This is a genomic window from Streptomyces sp. CB01881 (assembly GCF_002953255.1).
In the GTDB taxonomy this organism is placed as follows: Bacteria; Actinomycetota; Actinomycetes; order Streptomycetales; family Streptomycetaceae; genus Kitasatospora.
In genome coordinates this window covers 4,673,410-4,694,707 of sequence record NZ_CP026498.1, presented here as the reverse complement: position 1 = coordinate 4,694,707, position 21,298 = coordinate 4,673,410, and the positions used below count along the sequence as shown (strand labels likewise).

15 protein-coding genes and 1 pseudogene are annotated in these 21,298 nt (G+C 74.4%); 14 read left to right on the top strand and 2 right to left on the bottom strand.

Going from position 1 to position 21,298, the window contains the following annotated elements; translation table 11 throughout:
• The first annotated feature begins 142 nt into the window (after nucleotides 1-142).
• The 4 genes from C2142_RS10380 to C2142_RS10365 all read left to right on the top strand — a co-directional run bounded on the left by C2142_RS10380 (nucleotide 143) and on the right by C2142_RS10365 (nucleotide 3,138).
• On the top strand, nucleotides 143-1,039 hold the full coding sequence (locus tag C2142_RS10380; RefSeq protein WP_148642371.1) for a hypothetical protein: 897 nt from the start codon (nucleotides 143-145) through the stop codon (nucleotides 1,037-1,039).
• Nucleotides 1,032-1,271 carry a hypothetical protein gene (locus tag C2142_RS10375; RefSeq protein WP_148642370.1) on the top strand — a complete coding sequence of 80 codons (240 nt, stop codon included), beginning with the start codon at nucleotides 1,032-1,034 and terminating at the stop codon, nucleotides 1,269-1,271. The genes C2142_RS10380 and C2142_RS10375 overlap by 8 nt, the downstream gene beginning before the upstream one ends.
• A 65-nt stretch (nucleotides 1,272-1,336) precedes the next feature.
• Complete coding sequence (locus C2142_RS10370; RefSeq protein WP_148644680.1) at nucleotides 1,337-2,143, top strand: TlyA family RNA methyltransferase; 807 nt, start codon at nucleotides 1,337-1,339, stop codon at nucleotides 2,141-2,143.
• A gap of 92 nt (nucleotides 2,144-2,235) precedes the next feature.
• Nucleotides 2,236-3,138 carry an NAD kinase gene (locus C2142_RS10365; RefSeq protein WP_148642369.1) on the top strand — a complete coding sequence of 301 codons (903 nt, stop codon included), beginning with the start codon at nucleotides 2,236-2,238 and terminating at the stop codon, nucleotides 3,136-3,138.
• A 33-nt stretch (nucleotides 3,139-3,171) separates the two neighbouring features.
• On the opposite strand, the gene C2142_RS10360 is transcribed toward C2142_RS10365, so the two are convergent.
• Entirely contained in the window at nucleotides 3,172-4,686 is a 1,515-nt protein-coding gene (locus C2142_RS10360; RefSeq protein ID WP_148642368.1) for a PLP-dependent aminotransferase family protein, read from the bottom strand.
• Between the two features lie 328 nt (nucleotides 4,687-5,014).
• Here C2142_RS10360 and C2142_RS10355 point away from each other — a divergent pair, with 328 nt between their 5' ends.
• The 3 genes from C2142_RS10355 to C2142_RS10345 all read left to right on the top strand — a co-directional run bounded on the left by C2142_RS10355 (nucleotide 5,015) and on the right by C2142_RS10345 (nucleotide 8,714).
• Nucleotides 5,015-5,560, top strand: coding sequence for a hypothetical protein (locus C2142_RS10355; protein WP_241003161.1), 546 nt, complete (start codon nucleotides 5,015-5,017; stop codon nucleotides 5,558-5,560).
• 75 nt (nucleotides 5,561-5,635) lie between these two features.
• Nucleotides 5,636-7,369, top strand: a complete 1,734-nt coding sequence (recN, locus tag C2142_RS10350; RefSeq protein ID WP_148644678.1) for a DNA repair protein RecN — start codon at nucleotides 5,636-5,638, stop codon at nucleotides 7,367-7,369.
• A 166-nt stretch (nucleotides 7,370-7,535) separates the two neighbouring features.
• A complete protein-coding gene (locus C2142_RS10345) occupies nucleotides 7,536-8,714 on the top strand; it encodes a glycosyltransferase family 4 protein (protein WP_174315627.1) in 1,179 nt (392 codons plus the stop codon).
• A gap of 1 nt (nucleotide 8,715) precedes the next feature.
• Here C2142_RS10345 and C2142_RS10340 read toward each other — a convergent pair whose 3' ends face one another.
• The gene (locus tag C2142_RS10340) at nucleotides 8,716-10,707 is read right to left on the bottom strand and encodes a glycoside hydrolase family 15 protein (protein WP_148642367.1); all 1,992 of its coding nucleotides are present in this window, start codon (nucleotides 10,705-10,707) and stop codon (nucleotides 8,716-8,718) included.
• A 778-nt stretch (nucleotides 10,708-11,485) separates the two neighbouring features.
• Here C2142_RS10340 and C2142_RS10335 point away from each other — a divergent pair.
• The 7 genes and pseudogenes from C2142_RS10335 (at nucleotide 11,486) to C2142_RS10305 (ending at nucleotide 21,277) form a co-directional block, all read left to right on the top strand.
• A pseudogene (locus tag C2142_RS10335) lies at nucleotides 11,486-13,115 on the top strand (CTP synthase).
• 95 nt (nucleotides 13,116-13,210) lie between these two features.
• Nucleotides 13,211-13,849, top strand: a complete 639-nt coding sequence (locus tag C2142_RS10330; protein WP_148642366.1) for an NUDIX hydrolase — start codon at nucleotides 13,211-13,213, stop codon at nucleotides 13,847-13,849.
• A gap of 345 nt (nucleotides 13,850-14,194) precedes the next feature.
• Nucleotides 14,195-16,453 (top strand): tetratricopeptide repeat protein, encoded by a 2,259-nt coding sequence (locus C2142_RS10325; protein WP_148642365.1) that lies wholly within the window; start codon nucleotides 14,195-14,197, stop codon nucleotides 16,451-16,453.
• A 261-nt stretch (nucleotides 16,454-16,714) separates the two neighbouring features.
• Nucleotides 16,715-17,830, top strand: a complete 1,116-nt coding sequence (gene ald / locus C2142_RS10320; RefSeq protein ID WP_148642364.1) for an alanine dehydrogenase — start codon at nucleotides 16,715-16,717, stop codon at nucleotides 17,828-17,830.
• A gap of 420 nt (nucleotides 17,831-18,250) precedes the next feature.
• Complete coding sequence (locus C2142_RS10315; RefSeq protein WP_148642363.1) at nucleotides 18,251-19,417, top strand: ParA family protein; 1,167 nt, start codon at nucleotides 18,251-18,253, stop codon at nucleotides 19,415-19,417.
• Complete coding sequence (locus C2142_RS10310) at nucleotides 19,414-20,085, top strand: hypothetical protein (RefSeq protein ID WP_148642362.1); 672 nt, start codon at nucleotides 19,414-19,416, stop codon at nucleotides 20,083-20,085. Before C2142_RS10315 ends, C2142_RS10310 begins: the two co-directional genes overlap by 4 nt.
• Before the next feature lie 265 nt (nucleotides 20,086-20,350).
• The gene (locus tag C2142_RS10305; RefSeq protein WP_148642361.1) at nucleotides 20,351-21,277 is read left to right on the top strand and encodes a segregation/condensation protein A; all 927 of its coding nucleotides are present in this window, start codon (nucleotides 20,351-20,353) and stop codon (nucleotides 21,275-21,277) included.
• Nucleotides 21,278-21,298: the final 21 nt, after the last annotated feature.

The following is a 21,298-nucleotide window of genomic DNA, read 5'->3' as shown; positions in this document are numbered from 1 at the left end:
CCTGTGCGGCGGAGACTGTGGTGGTGCGGGGCCACGGTACCGCAGGAGGGTTTTGGCGGTAGCGTCGTCTGTGGGGTGCCCGGAACGGTCCGGGCACCGACGGCGACGGAGCGATGCGCGCAGGCGCTAAGGAGGCACCCGGATGCTGCCGAAGACGGTGCGGGGAGCGGTTGAGGTCGCCGCCGGACTGGTGGAGGAGGTCGGCAAGCGGGTCGTCGGGACGGCGGCCGGGCTGCTGGAGAAGAGCGGGGTCGACGTCGCGGAGGTGGAGCGCCGGCTGGGCGGGCAGTTCCCGCCGTCCGCCAAGTCGCTGCAGACGCTGGCCGAGGAGGCCGTGACCGCCGGGCGGGCCGGGGTGGACCTCGCCGTCGGGGTGGCGCGCGGCGAGGTCGAGAAGGCCTTCGAGCGGGTCGGCGACCAGGTAACCAAGGTCGGCGTGGTGCTCGCGTACCTGGAGAGCAAGCTGCGCGAGGTCGAGGAGGACGGTGACCGGCCGGCGGCGGGGCCGCAGGCCGGGGCCGGGGAGCCCGGGCCGGCGCCGCGGGCCGACGGGCTGTTCGGGCAGGGCTGGGAGCGCGAGGACGAGCCGGTGGCGTCCGCGCCGGTGGTGGCTGAGCGGGTCGAGGTCGACGCGCCGGTGGAGGTCGATCCACCGGTGCCGCCGACCCGGGCGGAGCGGGTGCGGGAAGCGGCGGCGCAGGAGCGGCCGGAGAAGGCCCCGGCGAAGGGGACGGCCGCCGTCAAGCCCGAGGCCGGGAGGACGACCAGCAGGAAGACCGCCGACGGGAAGGCGGCGGCCGGGACGGCGGCCACCAACGGCGCCGTCACCAAGAAGGCCGTCAGCAAGAAGACGACCGCCGGGAAGACGACCGCCGGGAAGACGACCGCCGGGAAGGCGGCCACCAAGAAGACGACTGCCAAGAAGACGACTGCCAAGAAGGCCGCAGTGCCGGAGGCGTCGGCCGGGCGGTCGGCCACGAAGAAGACCACCGCCCGGAAGACCGGCGGCGCGAAGAAGCCGGAACAGCCCGGTGCCTGACCTCGACCCGGCCGCGGGGGCCCACGACCCGGCCCCCGCGGCCCTTGACCCGGCCGACGGCGAACCGCTCCCGCTGGGCGTCGGGCTCGCCCCGACCGGCCACCCCGCCGTCGACGCCGGGCTGGCCCGGCTGGAGGCGTTGGACGGGGTGCCGACCGAGGCGCACGTCGCGGTGTACGAAGATGTTCACCAGCGGCTCACCGACACGCTGGCCGCGCTCGACCGGGAATGACCCGCGGGGAACACCCCCGCCGGGAAACCCGCAGAACCACCTGTAGGAGCTGAACACCAGTGGCAGTGGCACGACGCCGTCTCGACGCGGAGCTGGTCCGCCGCAAGCTGGCCCGGTCGCGCGAGCACGCGTCCGAGCTGATCGCGGCCGGCCGGGTGACCGTCGGCGGCACCACCGCGACCAAGCCGGCCACCCAGGTGGAGACCTCGGCGGCGGTCGTGGTGGCCAAGGACGAGAACGACCCCGACTACGTCTCGCGCGGCGGCCACAAGCTGGCCGGCGCCTTCGCCGCGTTCGTGCCGCAGGGCCTGGTGGTCGAGGGCCGCCGGGCGCTGGACGCGGGCGCGTCCACGGGCGGCTTCACCGACGTGCTGCTGCGCGCCGGGGCGGCCCACGTGCTGGCGGTGGACGTCGGCTACGGCCAGCTGGCCTGGTCGCTGCAGAGCGACGACCGGGTGACCGTGATGGACCGCACCAACGTGCGCGAGCTGACCCTGGACGTGATCGGCGGGACGCCGGTCGACCTGGTGGTCGGCGACCTCTCGTTCATCTCGCTCGGCCTGGTGCTGCCCGCGCTGGCCGGCTGCGCCGCCGAGGACGCGGACCTGGTGCTGATGGTCAAGCCGCAGTTCGAGATCGGCAAGGAGCGGCTCGGCAGCGGCGGTGTGGTCCGGAGCCCGCAGCTGCGCTCCGAGATGGTGCGCCAGGTCGCGGGGCAGGCGTGGGAGCTCGGGCTGGGTGTGCGGGCGGTCACCGCGAGCCCGCTGCCGGGCCCGTCGGGGAACGTCGAGTACTTCCTCTGGCTGCGCAGGGACGCCCCGCAGTTGGACCCGGCGGAGGCGGACCGGGCCGTCGCGGAGGGCCCCCGATAGGGTGCTCTGCGGACGTCCGGTCCATCATGCTGGGTGACGCGGCCGAACCGGGCCGTGGGCGACCCGGCAGGCGTAGGGAGAGGGCAGCGGGCATGAGTGATGAACGTACGGTCTTCCTGATCGCGCACACCGGCCGCGAGGCGGCGCTGCGCAGTGTCGAGGGGCTGGTGCACGGCCTGCTGAAGGCGGGGATCAGAATCCGGCTGCTGGCGGCCGAGGCAGTGGACCTGGATCTGCCGGACGGCGTCGAGCGCGTGGCCGGGGGGCCGGGCGCGGCGGACGGCTGCGAGCTGATCCTCGTCGCGGGCGGGGACGGGACGCTGCTGCGCGGTGCGGAGCTGGCGCGCGAGCACGGGTTGCCGATGCTCGGCATCAACCTGGGGCGGGTCGGCTTCCTCGCGGAGGCGGAGCGGGACGATCTCGCGGTGGTGGTCGAGCGGGTGGTCGACGCCGACTACGAGGTCGAGGAGCGGATGACCCTCGACGTGATCGTCCGGACCAACGGCGATGTGGTGCACCACGACTGGGCGTTGAACGAGGCGTCGATCGAGAAGGCGTCCCGGGAGCGGATGCTGGAGGTGGTGACCGAGGTGGATGGCCGCCCGGTCTCCAACTTCGGCTGCGACGGGGTGGTCTGCGCGACGCCGACCGGTTCGACGGCGTACGCGTTCTCCGGTGGCGGGCCGGTGGTCTGGCCGGAGGTGGAGGCGCTGCTGATGGTGCCGATCAGCGCCCACGCGCTGTTCGCCCGGCCGCTGGTGACCTCGCCGGACTCGGTACTGGCGGTGGAGGTGCAGCCGAAGACCCCGCACGGGGTGCTCTGGTGTGACGGCCGCCGTTCGGTCGAACTTCCCGCCGGGGCGCGGGTGGAGGTCCGCCGGGGACAGACGCCGGTGCGGCTGGCGCGGCTGCACCGGGCGCCGTTCACCGACCGCCTGGTGGCCAAGTTCGCGCTGCCGGTGACGGGTTGGCGCGGGCGGGCGGAGACGCACTGAACTCCGCCCCGGCCGCAGTGAACTGACCTGTCCTCAGACCGCCAGCGGCTGGCTGTCGTCGGCGGCGTCGCTCCACCGGCCGCCGGCGACAGCCCGGGCGGCGAGCTCCGCGAGGCGCTCGACGGCGTCGGGCACGGCCGGGACGGGCAGGGTGAGCGGGATCCGGATGTGGTGCTCGAACGCGCCGTCCGACCCGAAGCGGTTGCCGGCCGCGATCCGCACGCCGGCGTGCTCGCCGGCCAGGGCCAGCGCCGCGCCGGAGACGTCGCCGGTGGAGACCCAGAGCGCGAGCCCGCCGGGCGGCATGGCGTAGCGCCAGTCCGGCAGGCGGGTGCGCAGCGCGTCGGCGAAGGCGTCGGCGGTGGCCCGCAGCCGGTCCAGCTGGTGGGCCCGGACGGCCGCCAGTGGCTCGCCCAGCAGCTCGGCGGCGATCAGCTGGTCCAGGACCGGGGCGCCGACGTCGCTGTAGACCCGTTCGGAGGCCAGTCGGCGGACCAGGGCGGGGGCGGCCCGGACCCAGCCGATCCGCAGGCCGCCCCAGAGCAGCTTGCCGGCCGAGCCGACCGTCACCACCTGGGCGGAGCGGTCCAGAGCGGCCGTCGGGCGGGGCAGTGGCGCGCCGTCCGGGAGGCCCCAGCCGAGTTCGGCGGTGGTCTCGTCGACCAGGACGGCGGTGCCGGCGGCGCGGGCGGCGGCCAGCAGTTCGCGCCGCTGCTCCTCGGTGACCAGGGCGCCGGTCGGGTTGTGGAAGTCCGGGATCACGTAGGCGGCCCTGGGCGCGGCGCCGTGCAGCACCCGGCGCCACTCGGGGAGATCCCACTCCGGCTGCCGTTCCGGGCCGTCCGGCCGGGCGTACGGGACGGGGACGAGGCGGGCGTCGCCCCGGCGCAGCGCCTGGAGGGTGTGCGCGTAGCTGGGCGCCTCGACGGCGACCCGGTCGCCGCGGCCGATCAGCGCCCGCTGGACGAGGTGCAGGCCGCCCATCGCGCCGATGGTGATCAGGATCTGGTCGGGGGTGGTCGGCAGCCCGCGCTCGGTGTAGCGGCGGGCCACCGCCTCGCGCAGCACCGGGACGCCCGTGGGGAAGTGGCCGTGCCCGGCGGCGTACGCGGGCAGCTGCTCGACGGCCCGGGCGGCGGCCGCGCCGAGGAAGGGCTGCGGGGCGGGCAGGGCGGCGACGCCGAGGTCCAGGGTGCGGCCCTGCTCGTCCGGCGGCACCGGGTGCAGCGCGTCGCCGGGCGGTGGCGCGCCCTCGGGCAGGGCGGTCCAGCTGCCGGAGCCGCGCCTGCTGTGCAGGTAGCCGTCGGAGCGCAGGGCCTCGTACGCGGTGGCCACGGTGGTGCGGCTGAGCCGCAGGGCGAGGGCCAGCTCGCGTTCGGCGGGCAGGCGGGCGCCGACCGGCAGCCGGCCTTCGGAGACGAGCAGCCGGATCTGGCCGGCCAGGGTCCGGTAGGCGGGCCGGCGGGTGCCGGCCGGTTCGGGCAGCCGGGCGGTGGAGAGCAGCCGGGCGAGTGCGGCGGCGGTGACGGTGGTGTGCCAGTCGGCCATGGCAGTCAAGTCCACTTGCTTGGAATTGGCCCTGGAGTGGGCTTCATTGGCCTGGCCATCATGACAGGGCGGCCATCGAGTCCGCCACCGCCGGGCGCAGAACCCCGGGGTCCAGCACCACCCGCAGGAGACCCAAATGGCCACCACGACCACGCCGCCGCCCACCACGACCATGCCGACGCCCGCCACGTCCCCCGCCGCCCCGCAGGGCCCGGCCCCCGCCGCCCCGCAGGGCCCGGCCCCCGCCGCCCGCCTGCTCGGCGACACCCACGCGCTGGGCCGCCGGCTCCCGCAGCTCGCTGTCGGGCTCTGGCTGTACGGGGCGAGCATGGCGCTGATGCTGCGCTCCGGGCTCGGCCTCGACCCGTGGGACGTCTTCCACCAGGGCCTCCAGCGCACTGCGGGCCTCTCGGTGGGTGCCTGGGTCACCATCTGCGGCGCCCTCGTCCTGCTGTTCTGGATCCCGCTGCGCCAGCGCCCCGGCCTCGGCACCGTCGCCAACGTGCTGGTGATCGGCGCGGCGATGGACCTCACCCTGCGGATGGCCGGCGCGCCCGGCCCGCTGCCGGCCCGGATCGCGCTGATGGCCGCCGCGATCGTGCTGAACGGCCTGGCCACCGGCCTCTACATCGGCGCCCGCTTCGGATCCGGCCCGCGCGACGGCCTGATGACCGGCCTGCACCGGCGCACCGGCCGCTCGCTGCGGCTGATCCGGACCGGTATCGAACTGACCGTCCTGGCCGCCGGACTCCTGCTCGGTGGCACCGCCGGGATCGGGACCGTCGCGTACGCGCTGGCCATCGGCCCGCTCGCGCAGTTCTTCCTGCCGTGGTGCACCGTGCCCACCACGGGGCAAACCTCCCGGAAGGGATGAACTTGCGGGCGGAGAGTTGTCGCTCGTCGCGCGCCGGGGGTGGAACCTCGTAAGGTCGTCACCGTGTTGGACGAGATGCGGATACGGGATCTTGGGGTCATCGACGACGCGGTGGTCGAACTGGCTCCCGGCTTCACCGCCGTGACCGGTGAGACCGGCGCCGGCAAGACGATGGTGGTGACCAGCCTCGGGCTGCTGCTCGGCGGCCGCGCCGACCCGGGCCTGGTGCGGAACGGGACGGGGCGCGCGGTCGTCGAGGGCCGCCTCGAACTGCCCGCCGGCTCCCCGGTGGCGGCCCGCGCCGTCGAGGCCGGCGCCGAACTGGACGACGGCGCGCTGCTGATCAGCCGGACCGTCTCCGCCGAGGGCCGCTCCCGGGCGTTCGTCGGCGGCCGGGCCGTGCCGGTCGGGCTCCTCGCCGAACTCGGCGAGGACCTGATCGCCGTCCACGGCCAGACCGACCAGCAGCGGCTGCTCCGCCCGGCCCGCCAGCGCGGCGCGCTGGACCGGTACGCGGGCGAGGCGGTGGCCGAGCCGCTGGCCCGGTACCGCGAGGTCTACCGCCGGCTGCGCGACGTCTCCGCGACCCTGGAGGAGCTGACCACCCGGGCCCGCGAGCGCGCCCAGGAGGCCGACCTGCTCCGCTTCGGCCTGGACGAGGTCGCCGCGGCCGAGCCGGTGGCCGGCGAGGACGCCGAGCTGGGCGCCGAGGCCGAGCGGCTCGGCCACGCCGACGCGCTCTCCTCCGCCGCCACCCTCGCCCACGCCGCCCTGGCCGGCGACCCGGCCGACCCGGAGGCGCTGGACGCGGGCACCCTGCTCGCGCAGTCCCGCCGCGCCCTGGAGGCCGTCCGCCACCACGACGAGCGGCTCGCCGCCCTCGCCGACCGGCTGAACGAGGTCGGCTACCTGCTGGCCGACGTCGCCGGCGACCTGGCGGGCTACGCCGACGACCTGGACGCCGACCCCGTCCGGCTGGCCGCCGTGGAGGACCGCCGGGCCGTGCTGGCCCAGCTGCTGCGCAAGTACGGCGGCCCGGAGAACTCCCTGGCCGAGGTGCTGGTCTGGGCCGAGGCCGGCTCCGCCCGGCTCGTCGAGCTCGACGGCGACGACGAGCGGATCGACGAACTGGGCGCCCAGGAGACCGTGCTGCGCGCCGAGTTGGCCGATCTGGCAGCCGAGGTCTCGGCCGCCCGCCAGGCCGCCGCAGGTCGCTTCGCCGAGGCCGTCTCTGCGGAGCTGGCGGAACTCGCCATGCCGCACGCCCGGGTGACCTTCTCGATCAGCCAGGTCGACGACCTGTCCGGGATCGAGGTCGAGGGCCGCACCGTCGCCTACGGCCAGCACGGCGTGGACGAGGTCGAGGTGCTGCTCGCCCCGCACCCCGGCGCCCAGCCCCGCCCGATCGCCAAGGGCGCCTCCGGGGGTGAGCTGTCCCGCGTGATGCTCGCCGTCGAGGTGGTCTTCGCCGGCGCCGACCCCGTCCCCACCTACCTGTTCGACGAGGTGGACGCCGGCGTCGGCGGCAAGGCCGCGGTCGAGATCGGCCGCCGCCTCGCCAAACTGGCCGAGTCGGCCCAGGTCGTGGTGGTCACCCACCTCCCCCAGGTGGCGGCCTTCGCCGACCGGCACCTGGTGGTGGAGAAGACCAACGACGGCACCGTGACCCGCAGCGGCGTCAAGGTGCTGAACGACGAGGAGCGGGTCCGCGAGCTCTCCCGGATGCTGGCGGGCCTGGAGGACTCCGAGCTCGGCCGGGCCCACGCGGAGGAGCTGCTGGCCGCCGCCAGAGCCCCCCGCCACCGGTAGCCGGCCCCGGCAGCCCCCGCGGACCCACGGCGACGCGCCCCGGTGGCGCCGACTGTCCAAGAGGGCCGCCGACCTGGCATGGTGGCGGCTGGACACTGGCTTTCCAGTCCCGAGCGCCGCTGGCGGGAGATCCTCGCACCGCGGCGCGTGAACCTGATCGAGTCGGATGCGAGACGACGTGGACCATTCCGCCGCCCGGGCCGCCGCGGCCGCCCCAGAACCGGGTCAGCTGCACGTGGTGCTCGTCCTGGCCGCCAGTACCGGCGGCATCGGTGCGCACGTGCGCTCCCTGGCACAGGGCCTGGTCGCGCACGGGGTGACCGTGACGGTCTGCGCGCCCGCCGGTACGGACGCCCTGTTCGGCTTCTCCCGCACCGGCGCCAGGTTCCACCTGGTCGACATCACCCCCACCGCGGGCGCCCGCAGCGACGCCGCCGCGATCGGCGAGCTGCGCCGCGCCTTCACCGGCGCCGACGTGGTGCACGCCCACGGCCTGCGCGCCGGGCTCCTCTCCGACCTCGCGCTGCGCACCGCCGGCCGCTTCCCGGGCCTGCGCCCGGAGACCCCGCTCGTGGTCACCTCGCACCAGGCGCTGCTGGCCACCGGCATGGAGCGGCGGCTCCAGCGGCTGATGGAGCGCCGGGTGGCGCGCGCCGCCGACCTGGTGCTGGGCGCCTCCTCCGACCTGGTGGCCCGGGCCCGCGAGCTGGGCGCCACCGACGCCCGGCTCGGGCCGGTCGCCGCCCCGCCGATGCCGGAGGGCCGGCTGGAGCGGGCCGAGGCCCGGGCCGCGCTGCTCGGCGACGGCCCGGACCGCCCGCTGGTGCTGGCGGTCGGCCGGCTCGTCCCGCAGAAGGCGTTCGGGCTGCTGCTGGACGCCGCCCGCGAACTGGCCGACCTGGACCCGGAGCCGCTGCTGCTGCTCGCCGGGGACGGCCCCGAGGCCGCCGGGCTGCGCGAGCGGGTGGCCGCCGAGAAGCTGCCCGTCCGCCTGCTCGGTTACCGCACCGACGTACCGGACCTGCTGGCCGCCGCCGACGTGGTGGTGGTCCCCAGCCGCTGGGAGGCCCGCTCGCTGGTGGTCCAGGAGGCGATGCGGGCCGGCGTGCCGGTGGTCGCCACCGCCGTCGGCGGCGTCCCCGAACTGGTCGGGGACGCCGCCGTGCTGGTGCCGTTCGGCGACGCGGCCGCGATCGGCCGGGCGGTGGGCGGGCTGCTGGCCGACCCGGCCCGCCGCGAACGCCTGGTGGCGGCCGGCCGGCAGCAGGCCGAGACCTGGCCGGACGAGGCCGCCACCGTCGCCCAGGTGCTGAGCACCTACGACGAGCTGGTTCAGCGCGGGTAGGTCAGACCGTGGCCTGCTCGGCCCGGTCGGCGGCCAGGCCGTCCGGCTGGGCCGAGAGGTACGCGCCGCCGCAGGCCGTGAGCCGCAGCGCGGTGTCGATCAGTGGGACGTGGCTGAAGGCCTGCGGGAAGTTGCCGACCTGGCGCTTCTCCCGCGGGTCCCACTCCTCGGCGAGCAGCCCGAGGTCGTTGCGCAGGGCCAGCAGCTTGTCGAACAGCTCGCGCGCCTCCTGCACCCGGCCGATCATGGCGAGGTCGTCGGCGAGCCAGAACGAGCAGGCCAGGAAGGCGCCCTCGTGGCCGGAGAGGCCGTCGACGTTGTTGCCGCTCTCGTCGTGCGTCGGGTAGCGCAGGACGAAGCCGTCCTCGGTGGAGAGCTCGCGCTGGATCGCCTCGATCGTGCCGATCACCCGCTTGTCGTCCGGCGGGAGGAAGCCCACCTGCGGGATGAGCAGCAGCGAGGCGTCCAGCTCCTTGCCGCCGTAGTACTGGGTGAAGGTGTTGCGCTCCGGGTCGTAGCCCTTCTCGCAGACATCCCGGTGGATGGTCTCGCGCAGCTCGTGCCAGCGCTCCAGGTGGCCGTCGGAGGGCGCGTCCTCGGGGGTCTGCTCCAGCAGCTTGATGGTGCGGTCGACGGCGACCCAGGCCATCACCTTGGAGTGGACGAAGTGCCGGCGCGGGCCGCGCACCTCCCAGATGCCCTCGTCCGGCTCCTGCCAGTGCTCCTCCAGGTACTCGATCAGGCGCAGCTGGAGGTGGTGGGCGTGGTCGTTGCGGACCAGGCCGGTCATGTGGGCCAGGTGCAGGGCCTCGACCACCTCGCCGTAGACGTCCAGCTGGAGCTGGCCGGCCGCGCCGTTGCCGACCCGGACGGGCTGGGAGCCCTCGTAGCCGGGCAGCCAGTCCAGCGAGGACTCGGTGAGCTCGCGCTCGCCGGCGATGCCGTACATGATCTGCAGGTTCTCCGGGTCGCCGGCGACGGCCCGCAGCAGCCACTCGCGCCAGGCGCGGGCCTCGTCGCGGTAGCCGGTCCGCAGCAGCGAGGAGAGGGTGATCGCGGCGTCGCGAAGCCAGGTGTAGCGGTAGTCCCAGTTCCGCTCACCGCCGATGTCCTCGGGCAGCGAGGTGGTGGGGGCGGCGACGATGCCGCCGGTGGGGGCGTAGGTGAGGCCCTTGAGGGTGATCAGCGAGCGGATCACCGCCTCCCGGTAGGGGCCCTGGTAGGTGCACTGGCCGGCCCAGTCGTGCCAGAAGCCGGCGGTGGCTTCGAGCATCTCCTCGGCGTCCGGGGCGGTCGGCGGCTCCAGGTGGGAGGCCTGCCAGGTGAGGGCGAAGGTGATCCGCTCACCGGCCGTGACGGCGAAGTCGGCGTAGGTGGTGAGGTTGCGCCCGTACGTCTCGGCCTCGCCGTCCAGCCAGACCGAGTCGGGGCCGGCCACGGCGACGGTGCGGTGGCCGCCGTCGGCCTGCTCGACCCGGTGCACCCAGGGGACGATCCGGCCGTAGCTGAAGCGCATCCGCACCGCCGAGCGCATTCGGACGGTTCCGGAGAGGCCCTCGACGATCCGGATCATCTGGGGGACGGCGTCGCGCCCGGCCAGCGGGCGCGGGGGCATGAAGTCGATCACCCGCACCGTGCCGCCCTGGCAGTCCCACTCCTGCTCCAGGATGAGCGAGTCGCCCCGGTAGCGGCGCCGGTCGGCGGGGACGGCCGGCGCGGACGCGGTGGGCGGCGGGACGCGGAGGTCGCCGGTGTCGCCGAGGCGTGCGCGGGCGGCGGCCGGGGCGGCCGCGGGGGCGGGCGGTTCGGTGGGGACCACCTCGGCCGGGCCGATCCGCCAGAAGCCGTGTTCATCGGTACCGAGCAGGCCGGCGAAGACCGCCGGCGAGTCGAAGCGGGGCAGGCACAGCCAGTCGACCGCCCCGTCCCTGCTGACCAGGGCGGCGGTCTGCATGTCCCCGATGAGTGCGTAGTCCTCGATACGGCCGGCCACGTGGATCTCCAGTTCGCAATGTGGTCACGACGCATCGGCGATCCGGGGAGAGCCAGCGGGTCTGCGGGGCCGGGGAGCCACCCCGGGACGTCCGGCCTGCCGGTGGGTGGTGGCGGGCCTTGCTGGAGTGTCCGCGTGAGGCTCGGTCGAGCCCCTGGTGGGTGGGAGAGCTGGATTACGGGGAGGTCCGGTCGCGCATCGGGGACCGAGAGGTGTCCTGACCCTCCCACGCCCTCCGCGTGCTCGTGCTGTCGGCGATGCGTCCGTGCAGCTTACGACGGACGAAAGGGGCGAAGCACGCGGGCGCAGCTCTGCGTGGCGCCACAATTCGGCGGAAATGCCGTGCATCGCAGGGGTGACCGGCAGGATGGCCCGGAAGGATCACCCCGGGGTGGCCCGTCAGGATGGCCGGTGATGGCCCGGGTGAGTGCCGCCGGGTGGCCCGCCCGGGCCGGTGGTGAGACCGGTGTGACACGTGCGCCGTACGGTGCGCCTGTTGTGCGCCCGGTGGTGCGCCGGGAGTGTGGTCCGCGCAAGCCGCGAGCGGCCCGGAAAGCGTCCCGGCCGGGTCACTGTTACCCTGGTATCCCGTGGACCGGTGGGACCAAACGCCCCGGACCAGCCGAACCGACGACCCCGCGAGCGACGTGCACCGCACCGCGCTCCCGTCGCATTAGGCGAGCCGCGAGCCTCCCGCCCACGTCACCTTCGACACGCGACCCACGGGAGCCCCCTCTTGGCACAGCCCCATTCCGGCAAGGCATCGAACGGCCGCGCCGTGACGACCAAGCACCTCTTCGTCACCGGGGGTGTCGCCTCTTCGCTCGGCAAGGGCCTCACCGCCTCCAGCCTGGGCGCCCTGCTCAAGGGGCCTGCGTGTGACGATGCAGAAGCTCGACCCGTACCTCAACGTGGACCCGGGCACCATGAACCCGTTCCAGCACGGTGAGGTCTTCGTCACCGACGACGGCGCCGAGACCGACCTCGACGTCGGCCACTACGAGCGGTTCCTCGACACCAACCTGCACGGCTCGGCGAACGTCACCACCGGCCAGGTGTACTCGACCGTCATCGCCAAGGAGCGCCGCGGCGAGTACCTGGGCGACACCGTCCAGGTCATCCCGCACATCACCAACGAGATCAAGGCCCGGATCCGCCGGATGGCGACCGAGGACGTCGACGTGGTGATCACCGAGGTCGGCGGCACCGTCGGCGACATCGAGTCGCTGCCCTTCCTGGAGGCCGTCCGCCAGGTCCGCCACGAGGTCGGCCGGGACAACGTCTTCTTCGTGCACGTCTCCCTGCTGCCCTACATCGGCCCCTCGGGCGAGCTGAAGACCAAGCCCACCCAGCACTCGGTGGCCGCGCTGCGCAACATCGGCATCCAGCCGGACGCCATCGTGCTGCGCGCCGACCGCGAGGTCCCGCAGGCCATCAAGCGCAAGATCTCGCTGATGTGCGACGTGGACGAGGAGGCCGTGGTCGCGGCCATCGACGCCAAGTCGATCTACGACATCCCCAAGGTGCTGCACGGCGAGGGCCTGGACGCCTACGTCGTCCGCCGCCTGGACCTGCCGTTCCGCGACGTCGACTGGACGACCTGGGACGACCTGCTGCGCCGCGTCCACGAGCCGCAGCACATCGTCAAGGTCGCGCTGGTCGGCAAGTACATCGACCTCCCCGACGCCTACCTGTCGGTGACCGAGGCGCTGCGCGCCGGCGGCTTCGCCAACAACGCCCGCGTCGAGATCAAGTGGGTCACCTCGGACGACTGCACGACGCCCGAGGGCGCGCAGGAGCACCTCGGCGACGTGGACGCGATCTGCATCCCCGGTGGCTTCGGCGACCGCGGGGTGGACGGCAAGGTCGCCGCGATCACCTACGCCCGCGAGAACAAGGTCCCGCTGCTCGGCCTCTGCCTGGGCCTGCAGTGCGTGGTCATCGAGGCCGCCCGCAACCTGGCCGGCCTGCCCGAGGCCAACTCGACCGAGTTCGACGCGGCCGCCAAGTACCCGGTCATCTCCACCATGGCCGAGCAGCTGGCCATCGTCGACGGCAAGGGCGACCTGGGCGGTACCATGCGCCTGGGCCTCTACCCGGCCAAGCTCGCCGAGGGCTCGATCGTCCGCGAGGTCTACGGCGGCGAGCAGTACGTCGAGGAGCGCCACCGCCACCGCTACGAGGTCAACAACGCGTACCGCGCCGACCTGGAGAAGACCGGCCTGCAGTTCTCCGGCCTCTCCCCGAAGGGTGACCTGGTCGAGTACGTCGAGTACCCGCGCGAGGTCCACCCCTACCTGGTGGCCACCCAGGCCCACCCGGAGCTGAAGTCCCGCCCGACCCGCCCGCACCCGCTCTTCGCGGGCCTGGTCAAGGCGGCCATCGAGATCAAGACGGCCGACAAGTAGGCAACCCGGTCCGTTCACCCGACGGCGGCCCCGCGATTCCCGCGGGGCCGTCGTTCGGCGTTAGATTGTGTCTCACTGACGAAAAGGGGAGACCGATGGACGACCGAAGCATCTTCGACGTGGCCGAGGAGTGGGAGGTCCGGGGGAGCGGGACGCCCTTCCAGGGCAAGGTCACCGGCGTGCGCAGCGAGGAGGTCCTGATGCCCGACGGCAGCTGGGCCCGCCGCGACTACCAGACCCACCCCGGCTCGGTCTCCGTCCTCGCGCTGGACGACCAGCAGCGGGTGCTCGTCCTGCGCCAGTACCGCCACCCGGTCCGCCAGCGGCTCTGGGAGCTGCCGGCCGGCCTGCTCGACGTGCCCGGTGAGAACCCGCTGCACGCCGCCCAGCGCGAGCTCTACGAGGAGGCGCACTGCAAGGCGGGGACCTGGCGGGTGCTGGTCGACTTCTACACCTCGCCCGGCGGCACCGACGAGGCGCTGCGGCTCTTCCTCGCCACCGACCTCGCCGAGGCCGAGGGGGAGCGCTACGAGGCGCACGGCGAGGAGCTGGAGATCGAGACCGCCCGGGTGCCCGTCGCGGAGCTGGTCCGGCTGATCCACGCCGGGGAACTGCACAATCCCACCCTGATCACCGGGACGCTCGCCCTGCACGCCGCGCTGACCGGCCCCGGCGGCCTGGACGCGCTGCGGCCCGCCGAGGCGCCCTGGCCGGCCCGCCCGTTCGAGGCCTGATCTGTTCGGGGCTTGATCTGTTCGGGCGGGCGGCCGGGGAGGTGCGTGCGGCCGGCCGGGTGGTGCGGGGAACTGCCCGGGAGGTTCGGGGGACTGGTCCGCCGGTTCGGGCTGCTGATCCGCGAGGGTTCGGGTCAGTGGTCCGCGAGGGTTCGTGCGATTGATCCGCGAGGGTTTGCGCGATTGATCCGTGGGGGTGATTTACCGGTTCGTACGACCGGATGTCACCTCGGCTGACCCGGACGGTCGAACTACGCTTCGCAGACAGGGCGCCCGTCCCGGGCCGCCTCCGCTGAGCGCTGGGTGACGTCGGGAGTGGCACGGGTGGCGAGGAAGACGGCGACCATGGAAGCGGGCCCCGGCGCACCCGTCGAGGGCGTTCCCGGGCTGGACCGGCTGCCCGCCGGGCCGACCCTGCTCGTCGGCCGGCGTGCCGAGCTGGCCGCGCTGCGGGCCGCCGCCGCGCGCCCGGCCGAGGGCCGCAGCCCGGTGCTGGTGCTGGCCGGCCGGCCCGGCTCCGGCCGGACCACGCTGGCCGCCAGGTTCGCCGTCACCGTCGCCGCCGACTACCCCGACGGTGTGCTCTTCGCCCGCCTCTCCGCCCCCGACGGCGGCCGGGTGCCGCCCGCCCGGACCGCCCGCCGGCTGCTGGAGCAACTCGGGGCGGACGGTGCCGGCGTCCCACTGCCCGGCGCCGTCGAGGACGGCCGGGACGAGCCCGCCTGCGTCGCGCTGCGCGAGGCGCTGGCCGGGCGGAAGGTCCTGCTGGTGCTGGACGACGTCCGGGACGCCGGGCAGGTCTGGCCGCTGCTCGCGGACGAGCCCGGGTGCCTCGTCCTTGCCACCACCGCCGGCCCGCTCACCGGGATCGAGGACATCGACCCGGTCATCCTCGGCGGGCTCGACCGGCAGGCCTCGGGCGAGCTGCTCGGTGACCTGGTCGGCGGCACCAGGATCAGCTGCGACCCCGTCGGCGGGGCCGACCTCGCGGAGGCCTGCGCCTCCCGGCCGGCCGCACTGCGGCTGATGGCCGGATGGCTGCGGAGCAACCCGAAGCTGGCCGTCACGGACGCGGCGCGCGAGCTGGCCCGGGCGGTCCGGGAGGCGGACGGGAAGCCGGACGGGAAGGCCGCGGGGCCGGGAACGGGAACGGGAACGGGAACGGCGGCGGGGGCGGCGGCGGGGCCGGGAACCGGGCCCGGAACAGAACAGGTGGCGGGGCAGGCACCGGGGAAGGGGCCTGTGGCCGGTGGGAAGGAAGCCCCGGCCAAGGAGGCCCCGGCCGAGGACGCGCCGACGGAGGGCAAAGCCGGGAGGCGCCCGGCGGACGGGGCGCGGGCCGGGAGGGGGAGGCGGCCGGCCGCTAAGGCCGGCAAGCAGACGGCCGACGGGGGCGGGAAGCCCGTGGCTGCCGCCGACGCGCCCGTTGCCGGCACGCCGACCGTCGGGACGCCCGCTGCCGGACCGAAGGCGGGGCCGCCGACCGACCCGACCGCCTGGGTGAAGCCCGGGCCCGGGCCGGCCGAACCCGTCCCCGTCCCGGACAACGACCCGCTGATCGGCGCCTTCACCCTTCTCTACGGCACGCTGCCGCCCGCCCAGGCCCGGCTGCTGCGGGCGCTGACCCTCGCGCCCGCCCAGACGGCGGACCTGCGCACCGCCTCCGCCCTGGTCGGCTGCCCGGCTCCGGAGGCCGCCACGATGCTGGCCGCGCTCGCCGAGCGGGAGCTGCTCGGCGAGGAGGCGCCCGCCGCCGACGGCACGCTCCGCTACCGGGTGCCCGGCCGGCTCTACCCCCGGCTGGTCCGGCTGCGCGAGCACGAGGACCGGCCCGCCGAGATCGAGCTGGCCCGGGCCCGGCTGCTGGAGCGGCTGGTCCGGCTCACCGAGGCGGCCCGCGCCCTGCTCGACCCGGCCGGCGGCGCGGGGCCCGACCCGCTTCCGGGCCCGCTGCGGCTGCGCTCGGCCGACCAGGCCCGGCAGTGGCTGCTCGGGGAGCGCGACGTGCTGCTCGGCGCCGTCGCCGACGCGATCGGCCAGGGCGACCTGGACGGCTCGGCCGGCCGGCTGGTCACCGCCCTGCTGCGGTCCCTGCCGCTGACCGGGGCCGCCGCCCCGGCCGACCTCTACCAGTTGCACGAGCTGGTGCTCACTGTGGCCGAGCGGCACGGCAAACCCCGTCGCGCCGCCGCCGCACTGCTCAACCTGGGGGACCTCCAGGCCGCCGCCGGCAGCTGGGAGCAGGCCGGAGGCCACTACCGGGCCGCCCTGGAGCACGCCCGCTCCGCGGACGACGAGCCGCTCTGTGCCCGAGCGCTGGAGGGCGCGGCCGGCTGTCACCGGGCGCTCGGCGATGCCGTGCGCGCCGCGGACTGGTACGGGCGGGCGCTCGGCCTCCGGCAGTCCATGGGCGACCAGGCCGCCGAGGCCCGGCTGCTCGCCCGGGTGGCGGAGGCGCACACCGCCCAGCGCCGTTTCGACGAGGCCGAGCGCGAGTACCGGGCGTCCCTCTCGGTGCTGCGCCGGCTGGGAGACGAGCGGGGGCAGCAGGCCGTCGGCGCCGCCCTCGCGGAGCTGCGGGAACGTCTCGACGCAGGGTGGTAAGTCAGGGTTCGGGAGTATCGTCAAAGATGCCCGGTTGCGACACCATTGGCGGGAAGATCACTGGGGAAGCCTACGAACCTGCCAATGTGTCCGGCAGATTTATTCACTTTGGAAGGCTGACACGCCGCCTGGGCTTCATTACACTCAAACCTAGTCGCGCAGCGATCTGTGCCCCGGTGTCTTCCGGAGGTCTCCCCACGTGCGCGTCGCCCGCCGGTCTTCTCCGGTAGGGACCCCCATGGCAAGAGGACGTGTTTAGCCGTGAAGGTCGGCATCCCCCGCGAGGTCAAGAACCACGAGTACCGCGTGGCCATCACGCCCGCCGGCGTGCATGAGCTGGTCCGCAACGGACACGAGGTCTACATCGAGGACAACGCCGGTGTCGGCTCCTCGATCCCCAACGAGGAGTACGTGGCCGCCGGCGCCACCATCCTCCCCACCGCCGACGAGGTGTGGGCCACCGCCGACCTGCTGCTGAAGGTCAAGGAGCCCATCGCCCAGGAGTACCACCGTCTGCGCAAGGGCCAGACCCTCTTCACGTACCTGCACCTGGCGGCCGACCGCGCCGGCACCGACGCGCTGGTCGCGTCCGGCACCACCGCGATCGCGTACGAGACCGTGCAGCTCGCCAACGGCGCCCTGCCGCTGCTCGCCCCGATGTCCGAGGTCGCGGGCCGGCTGGCCCCGCAGGTCGGTTCGTACCACCTGATGCGCCCGGCCGGCGGCCGCGGCGTGCTGCCCGGCGGCGTGCCCGGCACCCACCCGGCCAAGGCCGTCGTCATCGGCGGTGGCGTCTCCGGCTGGCACGCGGCCACCATCGCCATCGGCATGGGCTACGAGGTGACCCTGCTCGACCGCGACATCAACAAGCTGCGCGAGGCCGACAAGGTCTTCGGCACCAAGATCAAGGCCATCGCCTCCAACGCCTTCGAGCTGGAGAAGGCCGTCCTGGAGGCCGACCTGGTGATCGGCGCCGTGCTGATCCCGGGCGCCAAGGCCCCGAAGCTCGTCACCAACGAGCTGGTCTCCCGCATGAAGCCGGGCTCCGTGCTCGTCGACATCGCCATCGACCAGGGCGGCTGCTTCGAGGACTCGCACCCGACCACGCACGCCGAGCCGACCTTCCAGGTCCACAACTCGGTCTTCTACTGCGTGGCGAACATGCCGGGCGCCGTCCCGAACACCTCCACCTACGCGCTGACCAACGCCACGCTGCCCTACATCGTGGAGCTGGCCAACCGTGGCTGGAAGGACGCGCTGCGCCGCGACCCGGCCCTGGCCAAGGGCCTGAACGTCCACGAGGGCCAGATCACCTTCGGCGCCGTCGCCGAGGCCTTCGGCCTGGAGTCGGTCTCCCTGGAGAGCGTCCTCGCCTGACCTCGTTCCCTCCCACGACGGGACGGGTCCGCGCCCCGTAGGCGCAGGCCCGTCCCGACCGTGGCCGCTCCCTGTCGGAGCGGTCCGCAGGCCCCCGACCCCCTCTTCTTGCCCGTCAGCGGGCAGGAGGGGCCGATCATCGGTCGGGGGCTTCGGCATGCCCGTGAACGGGCGGTTGCACGGGCGGGTCGCTCTGTCGTCAATTTCTGTGGGTCGCGTCACCCGACCGCAGAAACGTTAGGGCCAAGGGCCCCCGCATCCCTTGACAGAGGGTTGCCCGATAGTCGACACATCCTGCCCACTACCGTGGATTGTGTTGCTGCGAACGCCTTGAACGGCCTAGAGTCGCAAACCGTCGGCATGCTGCCACGCTGACGAATCGACATAGAGTCCTGGATGCCCAAGGAGGTAAGACGACTTGTGAATGAGTCGACATTTGCTCCCGGGGGTGGTCAGCCAGGACTGGCGGAGCACACCGCCGGCCAGCCGAGTGAGGAGCCCGGGGCCCGGCAGGCCACCGTGGGCTCGGCCGAGGTCGGCTCGGTCGCACTCCGTACCTTCGAAGCACGCCAGAACACAGCACAGGTGACCACGGTGACCGACTACGACGCCGATCTGCCGGCCCACGGCCTGGCCTACGGCGAGTTCGCCTACGGCGCCTACGACGACCCGGACGCCGAGTACGAGCCGGACCCGGAGTACGCCGCCACGCTGGCCCCCGACGCCGCGCGCCAGCGCCGCGAGCGGGTCGGCCCGACCGGCCGTCCGCTGCCGTACTTCCCGATCCCCGCGCCGGTGGCCGAGCACGGCCCCGCGCAGATCATCGCGATGTGCAACCAGAAGGGCGGCGTCGGCAAGACCACGTCGACCATCAACCTGGGCGCGGCGCTGGCCGAGTACGGCCGCCGCGTGCTGCTCGTCGACTTCGACCCGCAGGGCGCGCTCTCGGTGGGCCTCGGGGTCAACCCGATGGAGCTCGACGTCACCGTCTACAACCTGCTCATGGAGCGGGGCCTGACGGCCGATGAGGTTCTGCTGAAGACGGCGGTGCCGGGCATGGACCTGCTGCCGTCCAACATCGACCTCTCCGCCGCCGAGGTGCAGCTGGTCAGCGAGGTGGCCCGGGAGTCCGCGCTGGCGCGCGCCCTGAAGCCGCTGCTGCCCGACTACGACTACGTCATCATCGACTGCCAGCCCTCGCTGGGCCTGCTGACGGTCAATGCCCTGACGGCCGCTCACAGCGTCATCGTCCCGCTGGAGTGCGAGTTCTTCGCCCTGCGCGGTGTCGCGCTGCTCACCGAGACCATCGAGAAGGTCTGCGAGCGGCTCAACCCCGAGCTGCGCCTGGACGGCATCCTGGCCACCATGTACGACTCGCGCACCGTGCACAGCCGTGAGGTGCTGGCCCGCGTCGTCGAGGCGTTCGGCGACCACGTCTTCCACACCGTCATCGGCCGGACCGTGCGCTTCCCGGAGACCACCGTCGCCGGCGAGCCGATCACCACGTACGCGACCAACTCGGTCGGTGCGGCCGCCTACCGTCAGCTCGCCAGGGAGGTGCTCGACCGGTGCCGCCCCGCCGAGTGAGTCTCCCGGGCGCCGACGAGCTGTTCCGGACCACCGGGGGGATGGCGCTGTCGCCGTCCCTCGCGCCGCGTCCGGCCGCCGAGGCGCCCAGACCGGAGACCGCACGGACCGTCAACGGTGCCGGCGGCGCCGGTGCGGGAACGGACGGTGCCGAGGACGCCGCCGACGGCGCCGAGGAGCGCCGGCCGTCGTCGGGCGGTGCGCCGGGTGGTGCGCCGGGCACGGTGTCGGCTGGCAGACCGGCCGACGGGTCGGTCCCCGGTCCGGCGCGGCCGGGCGGTGCACAGGGTGCGGGTGGCCAGGGCACTGGCGTGCAGGGCACCGCGCAGGCCGGGAAGACGGTGCAGGGCGGCCGGGCCGCCGCGCCGGGACCGCGTCAGCACGCGGGTGCCGCCGAGGAGCAGGCGGGCGGCGCAGGGCGCCCTCGTCCGCGCGGCCGGGCCCCGCGACGCCCCAGCGGGCGCGAGCGTCATGACGAGAAGATCACCGTGTACGTGTCGGCCGAGGAGCTGATGGACCTGGAGCACACCCGCCTGGTGCTGCGCGGGGAGCACGGGCTCGCGGTGGACCGCGGCCGGATCGTCCGGGAGGCCATCGCGGTGGTGCTGGCCGACCTGGAGCAGCGCGGCGAGGCGAGCATCCTGGTGCGGCGGCTGCGCGGGCGCTGAGCCGCCTGCGGGGGCCGTGCGCGGTGCGGGGACGGGGACGTCGGTCGCCGGTGGCCCCGGGGTCGGGTCGGTTCTGCGGTGAGTTCTGCGGTCGGGTCGGATCTGTGGTGAGTTCTGCGGTCGGTTCAACGGCCGGTTCCACGGTCGGGTCGGGACGGTACGGCCGGCCCGGCACTGCGGCCCGGGCCGGTGCGCGGCGGTGGTCGCGGCGTGTCGGTGCCCCCCGGATGGGGCGGGCGGCGCGGCCGGGTGAAGATGGACCGTCATGCCGAGCAGCCCCGAACCCTCCGTCGCCGCCGCCGGGACCGTCGGGACCGCCGATGGGTCGCGGGGCGGCTTCCGGGTGCGGCTGGCGAACTTCGAAGGCCCCTTCGACCTGCTGCTGAGCCTGATCGCCAAGCACCGGATGGACGTCACCGAGGTGGCGCTGGCGACGGTCACCGACGAGTTCATGGCGCACATCCGGGCCATGGGCCCGGACTGGGACCTGGACGCCGCGACCGAGTTCCTGGTCGTCGCCGCGACCCTGCTCGACCTCAAGGCCGCGCGGCTGCTGCCCGCCGCTGAGGTCGAGGACGAGGAGGACCTCGCCCTGCTGGAGGCCCGCGACCTGCTCTTCGCCCGGCTGCTGCAGTACCGGGCGTACAAGCGGGCGGCCGCCCTGTTCGGCGAGCGCTGGGCCGCCGAGCTGCTCCTGCGGCCGCGGACCGTCGGGCTGGAACCGGAACACGCGCAACTGCTGCCCGAGGTCGTGATCGGCATCGGCGCGGAGCGGTTCGCGCAGCTGGCGGCCAAGGCGATGGCCCCGAAGCCCGCACCGGTCGTCTACGTCGACCACATCCACACGCCGCCGGTCAGCGTGCGGGAGCAGGCCGGGCTGGTGGTCGAGCTGCTCACCGAGCTGGGCGAGGCGTCGTTCCAGGAGCTGGTGGAGGACGCGCCGGACACGCTGGTCGTGGTCGCACGCTTCCTGGCGCTGCTGGAGCTGTACCGGGAGCGGGTGCTCGCCTTCGACCAGCCGGAGGCGCTGGGCGAGCTGCTGGTGCGGTGGGTGGCCGAGGCGGACCGGGGCGCGGTCGAGGTGACGGACGAGTTCGACCGGCCGGCGGGCGAGCAGTCGGCGGGCGACCGGCTGGTGGGTGGGCAGTCGGCGGGTAGGCAGTCGGACGGGCCGCGGAAGGAGAAGCGATGACGTCTGGAACGAATGCCGGCG

Excerpts from the sequence above, each read along its gene's own strand:
- C2142_RS10380 (WP_148642371.1), top strand. The coding sequence starts at position 143 with ATGCTGCCGAAGACGGTGCGGGGAGCGGTTGAGGTCGCCGCCGGACTG.
- C2142_RS10365 (WP_148642369.1), top strand. The coding sequence starts at position 2,236 with ATGAGTGATGAACGTACGGTCTTCCTGATCGCGCACACCGGCCGCGAG.
- C2142_RS10360 (WP_148642368.1), bottom strand. The coding sequence starts at position 4,686 with ATGGCCGACTGGCACACCACCGTCACCGCCGCCGCACTCGCCCGGCTG.
- C2142_RS10355 (WP_241003161.1), top strand. The coding sequence starts at position 5,015 with ATGGCGCTGATGCTGCGCTCCGGGCTCGGCCTCGACCCGTGGGACGTC.
- recN (WP_148644678.1), top strand. The coding sequence starts at position 5,636 with ATGCGGATACGGGATCTTGGGGTCATCGACGACGCGGTGGTCGAACTG.
- C2142_RS10345 (WP_174315627.1), top strand. The coding sequence starts at position 7,536 with ATGCGAGACGACGTGGACCATTCCGCCGCCCGGGCCGCCGCGGCCGCC.
- C2142_RS10330 (WP_148642366.1), top strand. The coding sequence starts at position 13,211 with ATGGACGACCGAAGCATCTTCGACGTGGCCGAGGAGTGGGAGGTCCGG.
- C2142_RS10325 (WP_148642365.1), top strand. The coding sequence starts at position 14,195 with ATGGAAGCGGGCCCCGGCGCACCCGTCGAGGGCGTTCCCGGGCTGGAC.
- C2142_RS10305 (WP_148642361.1), top strand. The coding sequence starts at position 20,351 with ATGCCGAGCAGCCCCGAACCCTCCGTCGCCGCCGCCGGGACCGTCGGG.